This is a genomic window from Nostoc sp. MS1 (assembly GCF_019976755.1).
Taxonomy (GTDB): domain Bacteria; phylum Cyanobacteriota; class Cyanobacteriia; order Cyanobacteriales; family Nostocaceae; genus Trichormus.
In genome coordinates this window covers 1,213,110-1,234,185 of record NZ_AP023441.1, presented here as the reverse complement: position 1 = coordinate 1,234,185, position 21,076 = coordinate 1,213,110, and the positions used below count along the sequence as shown (strand labels likewise).

At 42.7% G+C, this 21,076-nt stretch carries 10 protein-coding genes; 1 reads left to right on the top strand and 9 read right to left on the bottom strand.

Annotation, left to right across the window (positions count from 1 at the left end):
* Positions 1-58: 58 nt before the first annotated feature.
* Complete coding sequence (locus NSMS1_RS05355) at positions 59-1,249, bottom strand: transposase (protein WP_224091739.1); 1,191 nt, start codon at positions 1,247-1,249, stop codon at positions 59-61.
* Positions 1,250-1,408: 159 nt separating this feature from the next.
* Between NSMS1_RS05355 and hetI the strand changes: the two genes are divergently transcribed.
* Positions 1,409-2,116: a 4'-phosphopantetheinyl transferase HetI gene (gene hetI, locus NSMS1_RS05350; protein WP_224091738.1), complete on the top strand. Its 708-nt coding sequence runs from the start codon at positions 1,409-1,411 to the stop codon at positions 2,114-2,116.
* A gap of 35 nt (positions 2,117-2,151) precedes the next feature.
* On the opposite strand, the gene NSMS1_RS05345 is transcribed toward hetI, so the two are convergent.
* The 8 genes from NSMS1_RS05345 to NSMS1_RS05310 form a co-directional block, all read right to left on the bottom strand.
* Positions 2,152-3,015, bottom strand: coding sequence for an SDR family NAD(P)-dependent oxidoreductase (locus tag NSMS1_RS05345; protein ID WP_224091737.1), 864 nt, complete (start codon positions 3,013-3,015; stop codon positions 2,152-2,154).
* A 632-nt stretch (positions 3,016-3,647) separates the two neighbouring features.
* Positions 3,648-5,168, bottom strand: coding sequence for a thioester reductase domain-containing protein (locus NSMS1_RS05340; protein ID WP_224091736.1), 1,521 nt, complete (start codon positions 5,166-5,168; stop codon positions 3,648-3,650).
* A gap of 245 nt (positions 5,169-5,413) precedes the next feature.
* Positions 5,414-7,069, bottom strand: a complete 1,656-nt coding sequence (locus NSMS1_RS05335) for a PfaD family polyunsaturated fatty acid/polyketide biosynthesis protein (protein WP_224091735.1) — start codon at positions 7,067-7,069, stop codon at positions 5,414-5,416.
* Between the two features lie 110 nt (positions 7,070-7,179).
* Positions 7,180-10,560, bottom strand: coding sequence for a PfaB family protein (locus NSMS1_RS05330; protein WP_224091734.1), 3,381 nt, complete (start codon positions 10,558-10,560; stop codon positions 7,180-7,182).
* A 91-nt stretch (positions 10,561-10,651) separates the two neighbouring features.
* Positions 10,652-12,001 (bottom strand): polyketide synthase, encoded by a 1,350-nt coding sequence (locus tag NSMS1_RS05325; RefSeq protein ID WP_224091733.1) that lies wholly within the window; start codon positions 11,999-12,001, stop codon positions 10,652-10,654.
* A gap of 539 nt (positions 12,002-12,540) precedes the next feature.
* Positions 12,541-14,268 carry an SDR family NAD(P)-dependent oxidoreductase gene (locus tag NSMS1_RS05320; protein ID WP_224091731.1) on the bottom strand — a complete coding sequence of 576 codons (1,728 nt, stop codon included), beginning with the start codon at positions 14,266-14,268 and terminating at the stop codon, positions 12,541-12,543.
* Positions 14,269-14,373: 105 nt separating this feature from the next.
* Complete coding sequence (locus NSMS1_RS05315; protein ID WP_224091729.1) at positions 14,374-19,716, bottom strand: type I polyketide synthase; 5,343 nt, start codon at positions 19,714-19,716, stop codon at positions 14,374-14,376.
* 242 nt (positions 19,717-19,958) lie between these two features.
* The gene (locus NSMS1_RS05310; protein WP_224091728.1) at positions 19,959-20,237 is read right to left on the bottom strand and encodes a hypothetical protein; all 279 of its coding nucleotides are present in this window, start codon (positions 20,235-20,237) and stop codon (positions 19,959-19,961) included.
* Positions 20,238-21,076 lie beyond the last annotated feature (839 nt).

Sequence of the window (21,076 nt, the reverse complement as noted above, 5' to 3'; positions counted from 1 at the left end):
GTTATTCTCCCTCATCTTCCTCATCTCCCTCATCCTGACAGGTGTAGGTTTTTTACAATTAGGAGGAATTGAAGCAAAAGAAATCGTCAACAGGAGTATGAGGAAAAGCACTCCAACTGGGAAGATGAATAGGAAGATGGTTGAGTAAATCAGCAATCAGGGTCAACAGGCCTAACAAAAAACAAGAAATCTGACGCTGAGGATGAAGGTGGAAAGGCTGAGAAAAGACAACATGTCGAGGTGGAAGTTGTTCGAGAGTTGGGGGAGAAGATTGATTTTCCGCTTCGCCCCCCAGCATCACCATCCAAAGAGTGGCAACAGCGATGGCTAACCACAAACGTTCAGCACGTTGTGGTGAGAGCAAACGAGTATGATGCCAATCCCAACCATCTCCTTTGACATCCCGATAAACACATTCTGTAGAAGGACGTAAACCGTACCAGAGTGCAGAGGCGCTCGTGGGTTCAAGGTCAGTCAAAATCAACCAAGGGTCTTTGTAACCAAGATCCCAACGGGCAAGCAATGTACATTCAACGGGATTGGTGACAAAGCAAATAATTCGACCTGACCAAGATGTTCCAGGGGTACAAACCACATCTTTTAGTGGATGCCATGTATTCCCAGATGGCAGGCGATAAGTTCCTTGATGGTTAATACGTAAAAACGGATGCCAGCCAGCAGCCACAATCAATTCATACAACCAACAAGCATACAGTCCTCTGTCAGCAGTGACTATGACATCAAACTCAGTTGGGATGGCATCTTTGATTGCTGTGAGCAGATTGTGCCAATGCCCTTTCCAACTTCCTGGCTCATGTGCTTTGACCACACACCATGCTATCGGGATTCCACAACCCGCCAAGAGTATGTTTACTGATAAGACTACAAACTTATTGCCGATACTGGTTGCGTCTAGTGCTAGCGCAATACGCTTGATATTGGTAGGTAGCAAACTGATCACCCATAACAGCAATGGCGCAAAACAACTACTTACATCTAGAGTCCGACGATGAAGCCCTTTTTTGGCAGAGGCTTCCTCATACCATTCTTTTAATCTTTGACGTACTGTATTTGCCTTTTCTGAGTTGACTTGAGCTATGAATTTTGACACTTTGCTCAAGCTACTTGATCTTGTCATCACTATGCCAAAACTCCATGTTGCCAGCCCTACCACTTGTGGTAACGTCAGATGTGGCATTTTCTGTGACACTATATTTGTCCATTGTTTGAGGTACTCATTTTTCAGCATTTGAGCCTCTGTTTCACTTTGTCAGTCTGCTTTTATTTTCTGTCAAGCGTGAATGAATGCTCACACTCTTGTAAAAAACCTACACCTGTCAGTCTCCCTCATCTCCCCCAACACCCAACCTTCTGCTATATATTTATCATTGCGTTCTGACTTTTAGCATTGTTTCAGTATAACTGGCTACCAAAACCTTTAGATTTAACCTTGTCTTCGGACGAAGTTCATGTCTGGCGTATCTCACTTGAACAGCCAGAGTCACAGATACAAGTTTTAGCTACAACTTTATCTAGTGATGAATTGGCTCGTGTTAATAGATTTTATTTCCCTGAACATCGGCAGCGCTTTATTGCGGGGCGTGGTATTCTCCGCAGTATATTGGGGCAGTATTTGGGTGTTGAACCACAACAAGTCAAGTTTGATTATGAGCCGAAGGGTAAACCACTGCTGGCAAATAACCACAGTGGTTTACAGTTTAACTTGTCACACTCCCAAAATCTAGGTTTGTGTGCAGTTAATTACACCCGCCAAATCGGCATAGATTTAGAATATATCCGCCCGACATCAGATTTAGAAAGTCTTGCCCAAAGATTCTTTTTACCACAAGAATATGAATTATTGCGATCGCTACCTGATGAACAAAAACAAAAGATTTTTTTCCGTTATTGGACTTGTAAAGAGGCTTATCTTAAAGCAACGGGCGACGGAATTGCTAAATTAGAAGAAATTGAAATAGCACTAACTCCCACAGAACCAGCTAAGTTACAGACATCCCCAGCTTGGAGTCTCTTAGAGCTAGTGCCAGATGATAATTGCGTTGCTGCTGTTGCCGTGGCGGGTTTTGGTTGGCAGCCAAAGTTCTGGCAGTATTGATTTGTCAATGCCTCATTCCCTAAGCAACGGCGGTATCATGCTTGATGAGAGCCGACAGCTACACAGCTTTCTTTGGCTCTATTTTCTGCACGTTTTTGGTTGAATTTAACTACACCCAACCATCGATAAATTGTATCAACTGAAGTAGGAGCAAGTTGCCCTAAAGACAACATCAGTCTTGTCAAACTTTCCATGATGGGGTTTTCATTAACAATAACTTCTGCCGTGTTGTACTTGATAGCGCGTACAATAGCATTGGCTACACTCTGTGGTGTAGAAATCCCTGCCAGTTTGGGTGCAGCTACACGGGTATCAACAGTCATACCAGTTTGGGAAATATAGCCAGGGCAAACCACCGCAGCCTGAACCCCAGTACCAACTAATTCCTGACGCAGTGCATCAGTCCACATAATCAAACCTGCTTTGCTAGCCGAGTAAACGCTATTAAAAGCAACTCCCTTTTTACCAGCTAGAGAAGCAATATTAACAATTCGACCACTACCCCGCTCCATCATATTGGGTAGCAAAAAGCGTGTTAATTCCATAGCAGCTAATAGATTAGTGTTGAAGATTGATTGAATTTCCGCTAGAGAGTAATTTGCAAAAGCTGAGTTAATTTCTATGCCAGCATTGTTAATCAAGACATCAATAGGGCCGACAATATCTTGAGCCTGCTGGGCAAGACCTGATAATTGTGATATGTTGCTCACATCAAAAGGGATTGCGATCGCATTACCACCCGCAGCTTCAACTGCATTACAGGTTTGTGCTAACCCTGAGCGTGAACGCGAAACACAAACTACCGTTGCCTGTTCCTTTGCCAAAGCACGAGCAATGTAGACACCCAGACCGCGCGAAGCCCCGGTCAAAAGCACTGTCTTACCTGTGAGAGTTGTCATTATAACCTGCTAGTCTCCGAACTCTGAGCCGCAGGATTTACGCATTGAGTATATTAGGAACTGGAGATGAATCAATTCAAAATTCGCTCATTCAGAATTTCTCAGCACTCATCACTCAGCACTATATACTTTCAAATCATCAAACTACCCACCCATTCACAACGAAATGCGATAAAGACAGCTACACATCACACTTGCTGATAGACCCGCGTAGACTGCACTCCTTCCACACAAAGTTGTCATAATGCACTCATAACAGTGTTGATCGCCTCTGTTGCAGAACAGGCTTTAATTCAATGGTTTGTTTAACGAGATTTAACCTTTTATTCCATTACATTTATAGCATTGATTGAAGGTGGGTAGTGTTATTGATAAACGTTATTTAATATCACGCCACAGGAAAAACCCAGTTTCTCAATGAAACCGGGTTGGACGCATGAAATCAAAATTTTGGAAGTAGGGAGTGGGAGGAGTAAGGGGAGATGAGGGAGTGGGGGAAGATGGGGAAGTAGAGGAAGACAAAAGAATCTTTCTTTACTTGCCTTGCCTAACTGGCCTTTTTATCCCCCTCATCTCCCTCATCCCCCTGGTAAGCGCTGTCAACTGTCAACTGTCAACTGGTCAACTACTTCCTACGCCAAAGTCAAAAAGCCAGTTTGAATCAAATAAGCTGTGTAGGTCATGAATAATTTGCCGTCGATAGGTGGACAGCTAATCGAACTACCTGCTAATGCCTTGGTGGTGTCTTGACAACTAATGTGGGGTCTTCTGGCTTTGAGGTATAAATCAGGAATGGTGAGTTGTTCATCAGACCAGCGTTCTAGGAGGAAGGGACGCAGGGTGTATAAGGGGTTATCTACAGAAGTAGCATTTTTAATTAACTCTGCTTGCCATTCTTCGTAGGGGAGGGTTTTGATTTGATACCCAAAGGAACGTACCCAGTCAACTAGAACACTTAAAGAAACTGGTTCGGGATGTTGGAGGTGGAAAGCTTTACCTAGCGATTGTTTCTGCATCGATAAATGAACGATCGCTTTGCTGACATAATCTACAGGAGACATATCTAGCATATATTCCACTTCGGGGAAGCAGCCCATTTGTAGACAACCCTTGACCATGAGGTTAATGAAATCGTGGGTGTTACCGATACCTGTCTGACTGTCTCCGGCAATTAACGGTGGTCTATGAATGGTAACAGGTAAACCGCGATCGCTCGCAATCTTCACCAACTTCTCAGCCACCCATTTGGTTTGAGAATATCCTAAGAAAATACCTTCCCAGTGGCTAAAATCATCATCTTCCTTCACCACCTTACCAGCGTAAACAGGTGATTCAAACACCGCCACGCTAGAAACATAATGCACAGGCTTGACTTTAATTTGACAAGCCAATCTCAATATTTCTTGAGTTCCCAATACATTCGCAGCTTTCAATGCTGAGTAAGGGAAAACATAATTTAGCAACGCACCACTATGATAAATAGTGTCAATTTCTGCCGCTAAAGTTTGGAAATTTGTTGCACCTAAACCCAACAAAGGTTCAGCTAAATCACCGATAACAGGAATAATTCTGGATGCGTATTCTTCTTGCCAAATTGCATAACCTTCAAGATTACTTTGCAGTTTAGCTTTACCTGCTTCAACATCAGCAGCACGTACCAAACAATAAACATCAGCCTGAGTTTGTTGTAGCAACTCCCGAATTAGGAAAGCGCCTAAAAATCCAGTCGCACCTGTTACCAATACTTTTTTAGGTTGAGTGACAGGAAAATCAACCGGAATAGCGCCACCAGGATGAATTGTCGGGTCAAGAACTACCTCAGCTTGTAAATCCAGAACAGGCGCATCAGTAGTTAAGCTAGAAGTATTAGAATCTGTATCTTGTGACTCTGATTGTTCTTCCAACTCCTCAGCTAAACGCCCAGACAATGATTCGATGGTTGGATAGTGCCATAACAATAAAGGTGATGGCTGAAAACCCAACAATTTTTCTAGTTTGCTAACCAGCGTCATCGCTTGCGCTGAATCTAAACCATAACTTTCCAAATTGATAGTAGGGTCAATTTCATCAGCATCAACACCCAACATTTCCGCCAGATTAGATATCATCCAAGCTTGAATATCTGCTGCACTATAAGTTTCTTTTAGACTCATTTTGAAAGCTCCAAATTATTTAGTGATTTTGGTAATTGGTAATTGGTAATTGGTCATTGCGTATTAAATAGAAGCAGTCAATTAAACCTAACTTGAGATTACCGGGTTTCGACTACACAGTAGTTTCGGCTGCGCTCAACTACTGCGTAGTCAAATTCAACCCTCTTATAGTCAGATAATCGAGCATTGAGCGTAGTCGAAATGCGTCTTCTAAATAACTGCTATTACCCATTACCTATTACCTATTACCTAATTGGCTGATATTGGCTGTAGTAATCAGTGATTTGCATCCCTTGAATTTTTAAACTTTGAATGCGATATAAAAACGCCGCACCATTCATAATGTGATGAGCAACATCAACCACGCGCCGATTTTGTGGTTCTGCTAAATAAGAACCACGTACCCAGTCGTTAAAACCACCCATTGCTGGGCCACACCAAATCTGATAATCAACTTCTCTACCTTTTTCCCCAGCACTAGACCAACGGGAAGATAATCCTAAATACCAACGGAAAATCAACGCCATTTTCAACTTAGGATTATTAACAGCCTTACCCAATTTCTCAGGATTCTTTTGTGATAAATAAGCTGCTGTTCCTTCCCAAACTTCGGCAATTGTCTTGCGAAAAACTTGCTTTTCTAATTTCTCTCTTTCGGCTTGAGGAATGGCTTCAATAGAATCATAACTGCGGTACAATTCATACAACTTTTGCGCCCGCATAGCGAACATCGTACCGCGTTTAAGGACTTGTAACTTAACTCCCATTTCAAACATATCGGCGGCGGGAGCCATAATTACATCAGCCATTTCCGCTTGCGCTAATAACTGTTTAGTATGTTCACAAGCACCAGATTCAACACAAGATTGATTCACCGAACCAGTTACTACATAAGCAGCACCCATCATAAAAGCTGCTAAAGCTGATTCTGGTGTCGCAATTCCTCCGGCCGCACCAACTCTAATAGATTGTGAGTAATGATATTTAGCTTGAATTTCATCCCGCAAAGCAATAATTGAAGGTAACAAACAAACCAAAGGACGATTATCTGTATGACCGCCAGAATCAGCTTCTACAGTAATATCATCCGCCATTGGCACTTTCTCGGCCAACTTCGCTTGCAACTCAGTAATTAAGCCTTCTTCCAACAATTCTTTAATAATTCTTGCTGGTGCTGGCTGCATAAATTTACTCGCAACTTCCCGGCGAGAAATCTTTGCAATGACCTTATTTTTGATTTGAATTTGATTAGCATCATTTAAACTTAACCCCGCCACCCGGTAATAAACAATATTGGCAGTTAAATCTAAAAATGCCGAAGCTTCTACCGTTGTTACCCCATATTTAAGGTACAAATCTACGGCACGGCGTTCAATCGCCATTTCGTTGGGGCTGTGAATTAAATTGAAGGCGTAGGGGCTATGAGGTAAAGCTTGCTGGATACGATTAATTGCTGCTTCTAAACGTTCTGGAGGTAAACCACCTGCGCCAAAGGAACCTAAAATTTTCTCTTTACCTAAAGCAATGATCATTTCTTCCGATGCAATACCGCCAGCCATTGCTCCAGTCATATAGGCAGACTGTACACCATAAAATGAGAGAAAACTAGGATCGCCTAACTGTTGAATTTTGATAGGTGCTAAAGATGTTAAAAGCTCTACTTGTCCTGTTGTACCAATTTCCGCAGGAGCCAAATAGCCATCATTTGTTACACCGATGTTACCAGCAACTTTGACAATGTAACAAGGTTGATCTAAAGAGAGTAATTTGTTTTTTATAGCTGTCGGTTCAAAAGATATCGTGTCTAAAGAACCTTTCCAAACTAAATTTTGATATGCAGTCTGAGCAGCACAACCCAAACCATTATCATACTTATTTATCAGCGCTTCAACAGTCGTCACAGTCGTTCCCTCGCACGATTAGCAATGAATTACTAACTATTGGTAATGGGTAATGGGAAGCAAACTATTACCTATTACCCATTAACCATTACCGCCCTAAAGAAAATTAACTACTTCACTTCCTCATTCAATAAATCTTCAGCACAAGCCATTTGTAATTGAATGATTTCACTCATCTGCTTACTAAAATCTTCTCTAGCTTTTAAGAAAGCTGTGTGATTTTGCGTAATTTGCTTGTGGTTTGCATTCAGCTTTTGATACTGAGCCGTATTTAACTCCAACATATGAATGATGGTTGCAAATTCGCGATCGCTGGTGATTGATGGGAGAAAATCTTCTGGTGTTGCTGGTGTAGTTGCAATTAACTCAGACGATTTTAATTGTTCCTCTGGTTGGAAAACGTGTTCAATGATATTTTCCGCAGAAAATTCTACTGGCTGGGGTTTTGGTTGTTGTTGAAGTACAGTTTCAAAGTTAGTTTCCTGTGATACAGTAAGCGAATTTATGCCTATAACATCGCTGGCCAGAGGAATATTTTGCTGAGGTTTTTCAGTTCGTTCTTTTTTGAATCTATCAGCAATTTCTTGAAATAGTTTACGGTTTTCTTCACTCAATATTTTGCCAGTAATTGAGTCACCACCCATAGTTATAGTCCGCAGCATGGCTTTATTTAGCTTGCTTATCTCTGTGATGGGACTGTACAGTGGCGCTAAATTCACATCTACGCGATGGCTAACGAGTTTAGCTAAGGCTTTGACAAAGGAAGTATGATCATCCATCCCCCGACGATTCAGGGATACGGTGATATGTTCTTTATCTTCAAGGATTTTATCAATCCAGCGAGAGCAAACACTACCAGCACCAGCTTCGACAAATATTTTTGCGCCGTCGTCGTAGACGCGGTTAACTAATTTAGGGAAGTCGAGTTCTTGAGATAACCCAGTAGCAATACTACGAGCGATAATTTCACTCTCTAGTTTGATAGTTTGATACTCGGCAGCAGAATAGAATACTGTATCAGCAATGTTTTGTGTTGGTAAAGTATTTAATTTAACCAACTCATCAAACTCCGATCGCATGGTTTGGCAATGAATTACATGGTCGAATGGAGCTGGGAAAGCATTACAGCCAATAGTCTTAATCACCCTTTGACAAGCCGCAGGTTCACCAGCAATCAACACTTCTTCTGGTGTATTAATTTGTGTTAGATAAACACGGGTTTCATTTCTAATAGCATCCCGCACCTGTACAGGACTAGCCATCAGCACATAATTAGCCCATAAATTATCCCCTGAAGCCGTCGCAGCTTTTGGTAAACCCCAATACTCGCGCACAGCATTTTTCGGACCAGATAACCTATCGCCAAACAAAGCGGAGGAGTTGAAGGAGTTACTACCTTCATAAAAGTTACTCCAAACTCCTTGAGCAACCATCATGCTGGTTTCACCCAAGCTATACCCAAACACATATTTAGGACGGACTTGAAAATCATCCCTAATTATTGTGGTGATGAGTCTGGTACAAAACATTTCTGCTTCAAACATGGCTAGAGAATCATTGAGTAATTTCTTCTCTAGCTGTTCTAGCTGTCTGGTGGTCAGTTTATTGAGGCTTCTGGGAAATACTAGCCTCTCTACATCAGCCGCACGTTTGTAGATACTCTTAACGAAGGGGTTATCGTGGAGTTTGGGGAAGAGGCGGAAAAGATTTCGACCAATACCTACATAGGAGTTGACCGCAGCCGGATAAACGTAAGCGACTTCACCCTTTTTACCCAAGGGGTTGGCTGTGAAATAACTACCTACAGGTGTCTGCCAATCTGTACCTTTATCAAAGGCTGCATTAATACCTTTACGTGCAGACTCAATTTCTCTGAGGAGTTCTTTTTTGTTCCGTCCGGTAATTGATATGGCGTAACTTGCTTGGGACTGTTGTTGAAAAGTATTAAAAGCAAGGCTGGCGCTATTGGATAAACAAGCACTTTCTCCAATACTCTTCTGTAGCTTGTCTAATGCTTCTAATAAGCTTGCTTTGTCACTACCAGCTACAGGGAACAGATAAAAAGGCATCTGTGCCAAATACTTATTTGGACGCTCTTGTTGATTAGTCTCTTCTGAGAGAATCACATGAGCATAACTACCATCACACCCCAAGCCGTTAATCGCAGCAATACGTCGGGGAGCATTCTTACTCAGAAACCAAGGTCTAGATTCTGTAGCTACATAGAAAGGACTACCTTCAAATGCTTGAGGTGTCTTCACACCAGACCAGTTAGGGGTAGCTGGGATATATCTGTAATACAAACACAATGCAGTTTTAATTAAGCTGGCAATTCCCGAAGCAACGAAGGTATGACCTATGTTTGCTTTGACACTACCGATCGCACAGTGCAAACCGTAACCTACCGATGGGTAGGCTTGCACTAAACCAGCAATTTCAGCTTCATCCTCTTGGGGAATGCCACTGGCGCAAACTTCCACATAGTTAACTTGCTCAGGCTCTACACCCGCCATCCCAAAGGCTTGTTGACAGGCTTGGTTAATGCTTGGGCCATCTACTGCTGTGTGCGCTTGACCGATACTGATGGCATCGATTACGGCATAGATGCGATCGCCATTTTCAATTGCCACATCATGACGCTTCAGCACAACTACTCCAGCACCTTCTCCCGGTGTCCAACCGTTGGCTTTTTGGTCGTAGCTTAAGGTATTAATTCCAGTATTAACATTAGCGTCTTGGCTACGTAATAATACGTTCTCAACACCGCCAGCCATGTCAACTGCGCCAACGACTACTGCATCCACTTCATTGGTCATCAGTAGCATTTGCGCCACTTCCAACGCTTTGAATGCAGAACTTTCCACAGCCGTTAAGGTGAAAGAAGGCCCGGTGAAATTCCATAAAGAAGAAATGCGACTCGCCATAATATTGGCGATATAGCTTAAATACTCACCAATCTCTACTTGATGGTGAACGCTATCTTTAACGATATTTTCCAGTTGCGAAACTTGTTCTGGCGCTAAGGTAATTTCTGCGGCGTTCAAACCATCCTTAACTTGCCAAGATGAATCCCAGCGTTGTTGCAGTTGGTGTACAGATAACTCTGTTTCTGTAGCGATAATTACTGCAACATTACCACCTTCAGGAATTTTCGCATCTTTCAGGGCGCGATCGGCCACTGTTAGTAGTAGCAGTTGTTGAGGATTTAATTTTTCGACTTCGTTAGGAGGAATCTTATAAGCGAGAGTATCTATATCAAACTCTTTGATATAAGCACCTACAGGCGCTTTTCCATCTACTAAACCATACTCTTGCAATAAGTCTTTCTGCTCGTCAATACCATACCATCTCTTCGGCGGTAGGGAAATAAAATGCTGTTTACCTTCGTAAATACTACGTTCAAACGCATCTAAGCCATTGCACTCACCAAAGAAGGCATCCATGCCTACAATAGCGATTTTTGCTGTGTTGTTATTTTCTGTTTCAAACATCACTTTACTATTGTCAAGGTTACAGTATTTATAAGTTTGCAGAGAAGGCTTTAGCCTTCATTTATCAAGGGCTAAAGCCCTTACTACAAACTTATTTTTCTAAAATCAGATGGGAGTTTGTACCACCAAAACCAAAAGCACTCATAGCAGCATATTTAGCTGCATCCTTTTGAGTCCATGCTGTCTGAGTACGGACAATATTCTTCTCAGAAATCACATTATTTTCTGAACTTATGGGGTCATTTACATTAATTGTGGGTGGAATTTCACTATGATTCATGCTGTAAATGACTTTTGCCAAACTCACCATACCCGCAGCTACTAATAAATGACCAACATTTGCTTTAGCTGAACCCACCAACAGTTTCGCTTGGTGTTCTCCAAAAAAGGTTTCTATTGATTCCAATTCGGTAGTATCTCCGAGTAAAGTACCAGTAGCATGACACTCCATATAATCGATAGCTTTGGGGCTAAGTTGGGCTTCTTGATAAGCACGTTCAAAAGCTAGAACTTGCCCTTTAGTATTCGGACTGAGTAAATGCTTACCTTTACCATCATTAGAAAGTCCATTACCACAAACCTTAGCTAGGATTTTATCCCCATCTCTGACGGCATCACTGTAACGTTTTAACATTACCATTCCAATACCTTCGGATGTCACTAACCCTCTTGATGACTTATCTAGAGGTGAACTAATACCATTTTCTGGATAGCCTTGGATACCAGAAAAAAACATCCGCAAAAATAGAGGATCTGAACAACTGATAGCACCAGCTAACATCACATCAGCTTTGCGTGTCTGTAGGTAGTGAGACGCTAACTTGATAGAGTAGAAAGCCGAAGAACAAGCCGCATCTATACAAAAGTGAGAAGCTGATAATGAAAAGGCTTTAGCTATTAACGCGGCTGGTAAACCACATATCATAGCGTTTTGTCTAGCTGGTTTAGTAGCTGTGGGTAAAGCTGCTAAGTGAAAATCTTGATTATGTAAAAGTTCTGCGACAGCCGGTTGGATAGTTTGGCGATAAATCGGGGCAATGAGTTGATTAGAAAGCTTTGTAGGTAAAGCGAGGGTTCCTAAAATTACTCCACATTTAGCAAGAACATCTTTATTTCCCCAATAACCACTATTTACAATTGCTTGTTTAGCGGCGTATAGTGACCATTTGAAGGTGTTATCTAAGCTTTCCACATATTCTGATGGCAGATTGTATTCACTAGCATCAAATTTAAAATTGCGAATAAATCCACCTTTGAGGAAATAAAATTTTTCCGGCTTGCCTTTTACTGGGTCGTAAAATATTGTGGGATCTACACCCAATTCTTCGACAGTTACAGATGATGTCGAATCTTTCTGTTCGGTGATATTTTGCCAAAATTGTTCAGGATTGTTAGCATCGGGAAAGAGGCATGATAATCCGATGATGGCGATTTTTTCCACTATTAATTTCCTCGTTAGGGTATAGTTTTTAATTCGTAATTAGTAGTAGTCTTCGACAAGGCTTGCGCCTACATAATTCGTAATTAGAAGTGTCTATAAGTTTGTTAATAGTTAAAAAATCTTTAGTATAATTCGTAATACTTGATTTTAAGTTTTACTCAAGAATTACGAATTATATTTCTAAATTACGAATTATTAATTACGAATTACGAATTATTGGATTTACGCTATTCCCTTCAGTTTACCTCTGTGTGACGGACACTTTGCTCAAGTCGGCATAGCCGCCCACGCAAGTGTCCTCCTATGTGTCTCTGTGGTGAAATAAGCATTTTAAACCACAGAGGCACAAAGGCACAGAGAGTTAATTGGCATGGATTTACAGTTATTAGCAGACGAGCAAAGATATGAGGCTGATTAATATCGGCCTACTATAGCAATCCTAATTTATTTAGGATGTTTTGTGGGGTTTGTTTTAAGAATTGGAAAGATGAGGGAGATAGGGGAGTAACAACTGTCAATTGTCAATTGCTAACTTCCTCCTACTTAGGTTTATGTAGGTTCATGGGTGCAATAATTGCTTTCGCGGCTAGGATGCGCGAATAGAGTTTCCCTTCGGTGTCGTGAAGCATGAAGTTGGCGGTTAAGCCTGTGGCGGTTTTATTGAGGACTTCACAAGAAACGTAGAAGGGTTCGTCACAGGGGATGTCTCTAAATTGTTCTGATTGGGTTAGTTGTCCAGGTAGGCATACTTCCTGATGGAAATGGCTTAACCATACCCATAAAGGTTGAGTGCTTAAATCAGTGGCGTAGGGGTTATGTCCTTTGATGGGGAATTGTCCTTGCACTTCATAAGGTATTGTTGCCCAGAAGCATTCGGTTGTAATTTTTTCAGGATTAATGTTTATGACTCTGGTGATTTTTTGGAATGCAGGGCCATGAAATAGTGAAGAAGCACCTTGTTGATAGAAGTCTTTACCAATGGTAGTGATGATGTTATCTTCTTTGAGATTTACGAAGTCGTAAATTGGTGGTTCTGGTGATTTTTGGACGATTTTAATATGAGCGCGGAAGTGATAGTGAGTTTTACCTTCAGGAGTTTTGCTGAGAATGGTAGTCTGAAATTCGATAGATTCAGAACCATTTTTAGCTAGTTCTTGTATTTCTAAAATGTGTTCTCTGGCTAGGGTTTGATTGAAGGTAATTCCCTTCAATACTTTGAAGTCATTGCAACTGAAATACTTATAACCTGGATAGCATTCTTCGCAAGCGTGAATCATCCAAGACATGGCACAGGTGGCTGGGAGGACTGCTGTACCTGCAATTACATGGTCATGTAGGAAAGGGTTAGCCTCTAGTGTGAGGCGGCGACGAAGGCGATAGCTGCGTAGTTGAGGGTCTAGGGGTGTGGGTGGTGGGATGATGGGGCTACCAATTACCACTTGTGTAGAATCTCGGTGGCTGGGATGTAGTTCATTAACTAACATTTTTGTGCCAACGTCCACAGGAATGATATCAATTCCCCGTTCCGCAAAGGCTTTTTTGAGTTCTGGTGTCACCATTCCACTGTCCCAACCACCCCAGTTGATGGCGACTACGTGACACTGGGGATTGTTTTGTTTAATTAAGTGAGCAGATTTGTTCAGGATTTCATTAGCGATCGCATAATCTGATTGTCCAATATTCCCATAAAATCCAGCTACGGAGGAAAACAATACTAAATGCTGTAGTTGTTTCGCATCAATGCAAGTCAGCAAATTCTCTAACCCTTGCACCTTTGCGGTGTAAACCTTTTCAAAATCCTGATCTGTCTTCTTCTCAATCAACTTATCAGCTAAGTTACCAGCACCGTGAATAATTCCGGTGATGGTTCCCACACGTTCGGATACAGCTGCTAACTTTTGCTGTAACTGGGCAACATCAGTCACATCAACATCGAGATATTCTACCTTGGAGCCTGTAGCGGCGATCGCAGCCAAGGTCGCTTTAATTTCCCGACTAGATACAATTTTGTGATAAATCTTCTGCACACTCATCGGTGTAGGCTTTTCTCCTTGGGTGAGGAGATGCTGCATAATCGCTTTTTTTAAAGCCGACTCCTCAACACAGTCACGGGCAAAGTCTGGCTCATTTTCGATAACTTCCGACCGACCGAGGAGAATAAATGTACAAGGTTGGTGCTTGGCTAGTTCAATTACACACTGGGCTGTAATTCCCTTTGCACCACCACTTACAACAAAAACCGAACGAACTAGAGTCAGTGTAGTCATATTATCAAGATTTGGAATATTATATTTACTCCTCTGCGTGAGATAGAGAGAGTATCTTTTTTTCAACGCAGAGGAACGCAAAGGTTAGCGCGGAGGAACGCGGAGTTACTCGAAGGAACTGATGAGGGTGAAGCGTCCTTGAGAATTGTGAGCTACTTCGGTGACACAGAGGTTAGAGTCGAAGAGTTCGTCAACTATGTGTTGTGCTGATTGTTGGGGGTTGAGGGTGGGGCTTAAGTCTAAGCCTCTGGTGAATACTGTTGGCCATTCCCATCTCAGGGTTTTGACTAATCCAAATAAACCGCCAGCGATCGCGCCATAGTTGGTGTTATGCTCAAGTCCGAAGGCTCCATCTAACTGGGTGACTGTGAAGAAACAACTGCGATTGTAGCGTCCGGCTTCGGTGAGGGATTTCTTCAGGTGTTTGGCCATGAAGAATATGTGCTTGACAATCGCTTTTTCTTGTGGTATGTAAAGCCCTTGATTTTGGAATGTGGGGTGGAGGTGGATGAAAGCGCTGATTGTGCCGTAGTTGGTGGCGATCGCAGATAATTTATGTTGTAGCAGTTCTTCGCTCATATCTGCGAGGGTGACGCGGTTAACGCTGGCGGGTAAGGGCGATTCTTGGGGAACTAGGGATTGGGGGAAGCTTAAAACTACAACTTTCCAACCGCGTTCTGTGAGGGACTGGGCGACTTGGGAGGTGGTGAGGGAGCCATCATCGGTAATTAAACAGATGTGTCCCTCTGGTAAAGAAAAGTCCAAGCTATCCGGTGCGGGGAGGTATTTAAGTTTGGCTGGACGGCGTTGGACGTTCTCGATTATGCGGACTGGCTGCCACTCGCGCTCAGGCTGAGACTTTTTTTTTTCACCTCCCACCAGCTTCTGGAGGTAGTCTACGATTTGACCGATGGTGCGGAGGTCGCCTAATTCTTCAATGTTGGGTTTGGGTAGGTTGGGGTATGTATCTTGCATTGCTCCCAGAATTTCTACCCGTTTGATGGAGTCGATACCTAAGTCGGCTTCCATGTCCATGTCGAGTTCCAGCATTTCTACCGGGTAGCCTGTTTTCTCACTGGTGATGTTGAGTAGGGTTTGCGCCAAATCTGCGTAATCTGCACTATCTTTTACAACTTCCGGCTCAGGAGTTGCAGGGATAGCTACTGGCTCAGGCACAACTACAACTTCAGGTGTAGGTATAGTTGCAGTGGCAACTGGTGCTACCATCTCAACTGCTTGTTGTGCTTGCTGAATGGCTACTTCTACGGTGTGGCTGATTGCAGCGTTGGCTTGCAGATAGTCAACGATTTGACCGATGGTACGTTTTTCTGCCAGTTCTTCTAAGTTGGGCTTGGGTAGGTTAGGATACAATTCTTGTAATCCACCGAGAATTTCTACCCGTTTGATGGAGTCAATACCTAAGTCTGCCTCCATGTCCATTTCCATTTCCAGCATTTCTACAGGGTAGCCTGTCTTGTCACTGATAATTGCTAAGAGGTTTTTATCCAAGTCAGCAACATCAACGGCTGGTGTAGCTACAGGTGCAGGTGCAGGCGCAATTTCTACAACTTGGGTAACTAAGGGTGCAACTACAGGCGCTTCCACTACAGGTTCGATGGTGGAGATAATAGCAGCTGGTGCAGGTGTTTCTACTACAGGTTCAGACTGAATTTGCCAAGTTGTAGGCGCAGGTGCAACAGGTGCATCAGCGATGCTGAAGCTGTTTTTGACTACAGACTCAGGTTGAGGCTCGACGGGAGCGGAAATTACGGGTGTTTCGATGGTGAAAGCAGGAACTTCCTTGACTGGTGTTTCACTTACTGGCGCATTCACCTGAGCAGACAACACCATTGAATATTGTTGTTGAATTAATTCAAAGAAATTTCTGGCGTATGCTACCTGTTCCTGAAGGTATTTTTCATGGATGCGGAGGGTTTCACCTTGTTGGGAATGAAACTGCATCATGCTGCGCTCTAAGCTTTCCATCACAACTAGCTTTAGCTGGGCAGCTTCTTGAGAAGATTTAGCATTGGCAAACAGGGAATTTTGTTGCTGCATCAGTTGGAAGAAGGCTTTGGTATATTCCATCTGATGGTTGAGGTAAGTACCATGAACTTGTAAGTTCTCAGTTTGGTTTTTTTGGAACTGAGTTGTCAGGTACTCTAAGCTTTCTAGCACTCGCTTGTAGTTGTCCAGTTTCTCTGGTGTTTGCATTGTCTTTTCTTCGGCTAGTTGGGGTGAAACGATCGCAGAGTTCATTTCAGGTTTGAGAGTGGTAATAGTAGTAGAATTTTCTAAAACTTTGGGCAGTTCGGTGAGTTTGTGGTGTCCGTTCCCGTTAGTCTCTTTGGGGAGTAGGGAGTGGGGAGTGGGGAGTGGGGAAGATGTAGCTATTGTTGGTGCTACAACTTCAGCGATCGCAGGGGGTAAAGATACTTTGAAACCGTCGTTTAGTGCTTCTTCCCAAGCTTTTTTGCTCTTGTCTGAGACATAGTTGATACCCCGTAAGGTGACACTCAGAGCTTTCTTTTTATCAGCTGGGGGTAGGGTGACTGGGGCTTGGTATGGGTCGAGGTTTTTCAACTGCATACCTAGCACACGCATTTGTACCACGGCTTCCCGCAGAGAGCGATCGCTGTTTTTCTGGGTGCTGGGGTTCAAAGATATGGTAGTGTGGGGGCGATCGCCTAAAATATCTTTCACCAAGTTGGTGAGGATGCGCTTCGGCCCAAATTCTACGAAGCAAGTACCGCCAGCCGCGTAGATATTTTCAATCTCCTGCTTAAACAACACCGAGTTAGCCAGGTGGGTTTCCAGGATTTTTTGAATCGCTTGGGGTTCTTTGGGATAGGCTTTACCTGTAACGTTGGTGAATACAGGGATTTTTGGTTCTTGGAATTGGACTGATTTAGTGGCGATCGCAAATGATTTCTGAGCGAAAGCAATCAGTGAGGTGTGGAAGGCGGCGGAGACTGGTAACTGTACAGCCGCGTAACCTTGGGCTTGTAAAGCTTGACGGACTTTGGCAATTTCGGCGGTCGGCCCTGCTAAAACAACCTGAGTAGGAGAATTGTAATTAGCGATGCTAACTTGAGGGAACTGCTTGATGATGGGTTCAATTTTGTTGATGTCTTCTTTGACAGCTAACATTGTACCTGCATCATGGTCTGGGTCTTCTGGCGCAGCCATTGCTTGACCCCTAGCTTTCACTAGGTACATATAATCTGCGTCACTCAACACACCCGCAGCCCACAAAGCTGTGATTTCGCCAAAGCTGTGTCCGGCTACAAAGTCAGACTTAAACCCGGCTTGTTTGAGGATGGCGTAAAGTCCAGCACTCAAAGCCCCTATCGCTGGTTGTGCGTATTCTGTGCGTTGCAGTGCTGCAACTTGAGTATTTTTCTCTGCTTCCGAGAACACAGGGTTGGGGAAAACAATCTCGGACAAGGGGCGTAAGTTGTCTTTGAGTAACAGCCCATCCATGTAACCGAACAAACGGCGCAGGGTGGGGAAGTTCATCACCAATTCCTTACCCATTTCTAGGTATTGGGAACCTTGACCAGAGAACAGGGAGACAACCTTACCGCCTAATTCCATACCGGAAGCGCGGTAGTAAATACCTTGGGGATGTTCCCAGTTAGCCGCGCCAGCTTTCAACTTCAGCCAGTCGATGCTGGTTTGTAAGAATTTGCAAGCTTCTTGCAGATTCTCAGTTACAAAACCCACTCTCGCCGCATTGAGGGGAATTTCTACAGATTGGGAATCTTGCACCAATTGGGAGTAGTGTCTGTCACCACCTTCTGATTGCAACTTACCTAAAACTTCCTCACACTGCTTGAGAAGTTCCGCCGGGTTGGATGCAAACAATAAGATTTCACGGGCGCTATTATGTAAGCGGTAAGGGCGGTTTTGTTCTGCTTCGTATTCTTCCAAAACTACGTGGTAGTTTGTCCCACCGAACCCGAAGGAACTTACACCAGCGCGTCTTGGTGGTTCACCTTCTGGGCGAATCCAAGGTCTGGTATCGGTGTTGAGATAGAAAGCTGAATCTTCTATTTTGAGCTTGGGATTAGGCTCAGTAATATTAATTGTGGGTGGTAATACTTTATGATGCAGAGCCAAGGCTGTTTTAATTAGACTTGCAGCACCCGCAGCCGCTTTGGTGTGACCGATTTGGGATTTTACACTACCCAAAGCGATATGCTGCTTTTTATTGTCGTGTTCGCCAAAGAAGTCTCTTAAAGAACCGAACTCAGTGGGGTCGCCAGCCATTGTCCCTGTACCGTGGGCTTCCATCAGACCGACGGTAGCGGGGGAGAAACCTGCATCTTCGTAAGCGCGGCGGAGGGCGTTAACTTGTCCTTCTTTGCGGGGCGCATATATACTCTTATAGCGTCCATCGCTGGAAGTACCAATACCTTTGATGACTGCATAGATTTTGTCGCCATCACGTTCTGCATCTTCCAGGCGCTTCAGTACCAGCATACAGATACCTTCACCCAACATCATCCCATCAGATTTAGCATCGAAGGGTTTGACGCTCTCACTGGGAGATACGGCTGGGGTTTTGCTGAAGGAGATGTAAGCCATGATGGTGTTATCTGTATCCACACCACCAGTTAGCATCATATCGGCGCGATGTTCGACTAATTCACTAATCGCCATCTTCAACGCACCGAAGGAACTAGCACAAGCAGCATCCACTACGCAGTTCATCCCGCCAAAGTTCAAGCGGTTGGCGATACGTCCGGCGACAACGTTAGCTAACATACCGGGGAAGGCGTTCTCATCCCACTTGACGTAAGCGCTTTTGATTTTATCGACGATTTTCTTAGTATCTTCGTCGGAGAGTCCACTGCTTTTGAGGACTTTTTCCCACACTGGATATTCCAACCGTGCAGACAATGGCATACCTAATTGTTTCGCCATCGCCACGCCTAAAATTACCCCTACCAACTCGCGGTTAAATTCGCGGGAATCACCATAACCAGCATCATCCATAGCTTCTTTCGCAACTACTAAACTTAATAGTTGCGAAACGTCGGTAACTTCCAAAATACTGGGAGGAATACCAAATTCCATTGGGTTAAAATCAACCTCTGGAATAAACCCGCCTCGTTTACAATAGGTTTTATCTTCGGGTGTTCTGGGGTTGGGGTCGTAATAATCTTCTACGCTCCAATGACTGGCGGGAACATCAGTAATACAATCAATTTTATTAACTATGTTTTGCCAATACTGCCGTAAGTTTCTCGCTTCGGGTAGGAGGGAGGCCATACCAATGATGGCTATAGGATTATGTTGTAGTTGTCTGTTAATTTTGTTGATTGACATTGGTTTTTCTGATTTCATTTTTTTTTCCTCAATACACCTCAACAAAGCCTTTTCGCAGTTATTTATTTGGGCTTCTAACTCCGCTAAGGCAGTATCAATTGGATTAGCAGCCATAGGACATATACTGTTCTGGAGTACTGTGGATATTGCAGCTACAGTAATTTCTGTTGCTCAGTTAAAATAAGCGCACGTTAGCAACTACCTATCCTATGTGTGTTCGTAGGTCAGGCGTACACCAATTCAAAATTCAAGATTAAGAAATTTAGAACTGGTTCAGATTTAAAGGTATAAAGGTGTAAGGAGAAAGATTGGTGTAACCTAAACCTCTACACTTCTACACCTTTAATCAAAAAATGTTATCCAACGCTTGACCCTTGATATTGTGGCAATAGGTCAACAACGTTGTTGAAACTGGTAAAATAATCTTGGAGGGCGATCGCAGCTTGACCAGTAAATTCTATCCATTCGTGATGGTAAAGATTTTGAGCAATTGAATCTCTGTGAGATGATGGAAACTGAGGAGTAGCTATTAAAACAGAAACGCTTTTTTCTCCCAAACTATTTTCATTATCTAGCTTAACCGCAGCCACGTAGTTGGTATTAATCACAACGTTCTGTATCTTAATGAATGCCATAGCTAGTTTCAGCGTCCAAGATAATATATGTTATGGGATTTAACCCAGAAAAGTTGACAAGTTCGTTACAGAAGAAACATCACCTTTACTCCGAATCTACACCGTTAATTTGCCCAATTGCTTAACTATATACAAGGTGATGGTGATGCAGTATTGATCAGGCAGGAGGTCAGATATTCATTCAACTGAATAGTTTCTTCTATCCTGCTCTTGTGTTTAGTTGTTCCTGTTACACGCAAGAATAAATAACTAAATTTGCCTTTCCTGATTTAAGGATTGAATTAATAAAAACAATAGCACACTTCATAGAAACTAAATCATTTCATTAAAGTATTTTTATAAAAAAGTAATTGTTTATTGATGAGTAATTAAAATTAGCCATATTACACAAGTATAGTTAATAACTAAAGAATATTGATAGATAAGTAGCTTGATTAAGCTTGTAATCATAGCTATAACTTGATGCAGACAGGATTCAATTTATTTCCGTTGTCAGTAATCAATTTGCAAGCATATAAACTTGATTACTTAGCAGTTAAAACTATTTGCTCAAGAAAATCTCACAACAGAAGCCATCATTTTGATAAATTTTTAATATAAATGACTTAACCAAAATAATAAGTAGCCATCCAGCAAATAATCATTTTATATATTGTGCAGAATAAACAAATATAGCGTTTGTGATGAATTAATAAAATTGATTAACATCTAAATTATCGTTTGACAAACAAGTTACAGAAGAATTAGTCATTAGTCATTAGTCCATAGTCAACAGTCCATAGTCATTAGTTTTCTCCCCTGCTTCCTGTTCCCATCTTGGGAGGGGTTAGGGGTGGGTT

Excerpts from the sequence above, each read along its gene's own strand:
- NSMS1_RS05355 (WP_224091739.1), bottom strand. The coding sequence starts at position 1,249 with ATGCTGAAAAATGAGTACCTCAAACAATGGACAAATATAGTGTCACAG.
- NSMS1_RS05345 (WP_224091737.1), bottom strand. The coding sequence starts at position 3,015 with ATGACAACTCTCACAGGTAAGACAGTGCTTTTGACCGGGGCTTCGCGC.
- NSMS1_RS05340 (WP_224091736.1), bottom strand. The coding sequence starts at position 5,168 with ATGAGTCTAAAAGAAACTTATAGTGCAGCAGATATTCAAGCTTGGATG.
- NSMS1_RS05330 (WP_224091734.1), bottom strand. The coding sequence starts at position 10,560 with ATGTTTGAAACAGAAAATAACAACACAGCAAAAATCGCTATTGTAGGC.
- NSMS1_RS05320 (WP_224091731.1), bottom strand. The coding sequence starts at position 14,268 with ATGACTACACTGACTCTAGTTCGTTCGGTTTTTGTTGTAAGTGGTGGT.
- NSMS1_RS05315 (WP_224091729.1), bottom strand. The coding sequence starts at position 19,716 with ATGGCTGCTAATCCAATTGATACTGCCTTAGCGGAGTTAGAAGCCCAA.
- NSMS1_RS05310 (WP_224091728.1), bottom strand. The coding sequence starts at position 20,237 with ATGGCATTCATTAAGATACAGAACGTTGTGATTAATACCAACTACGTG.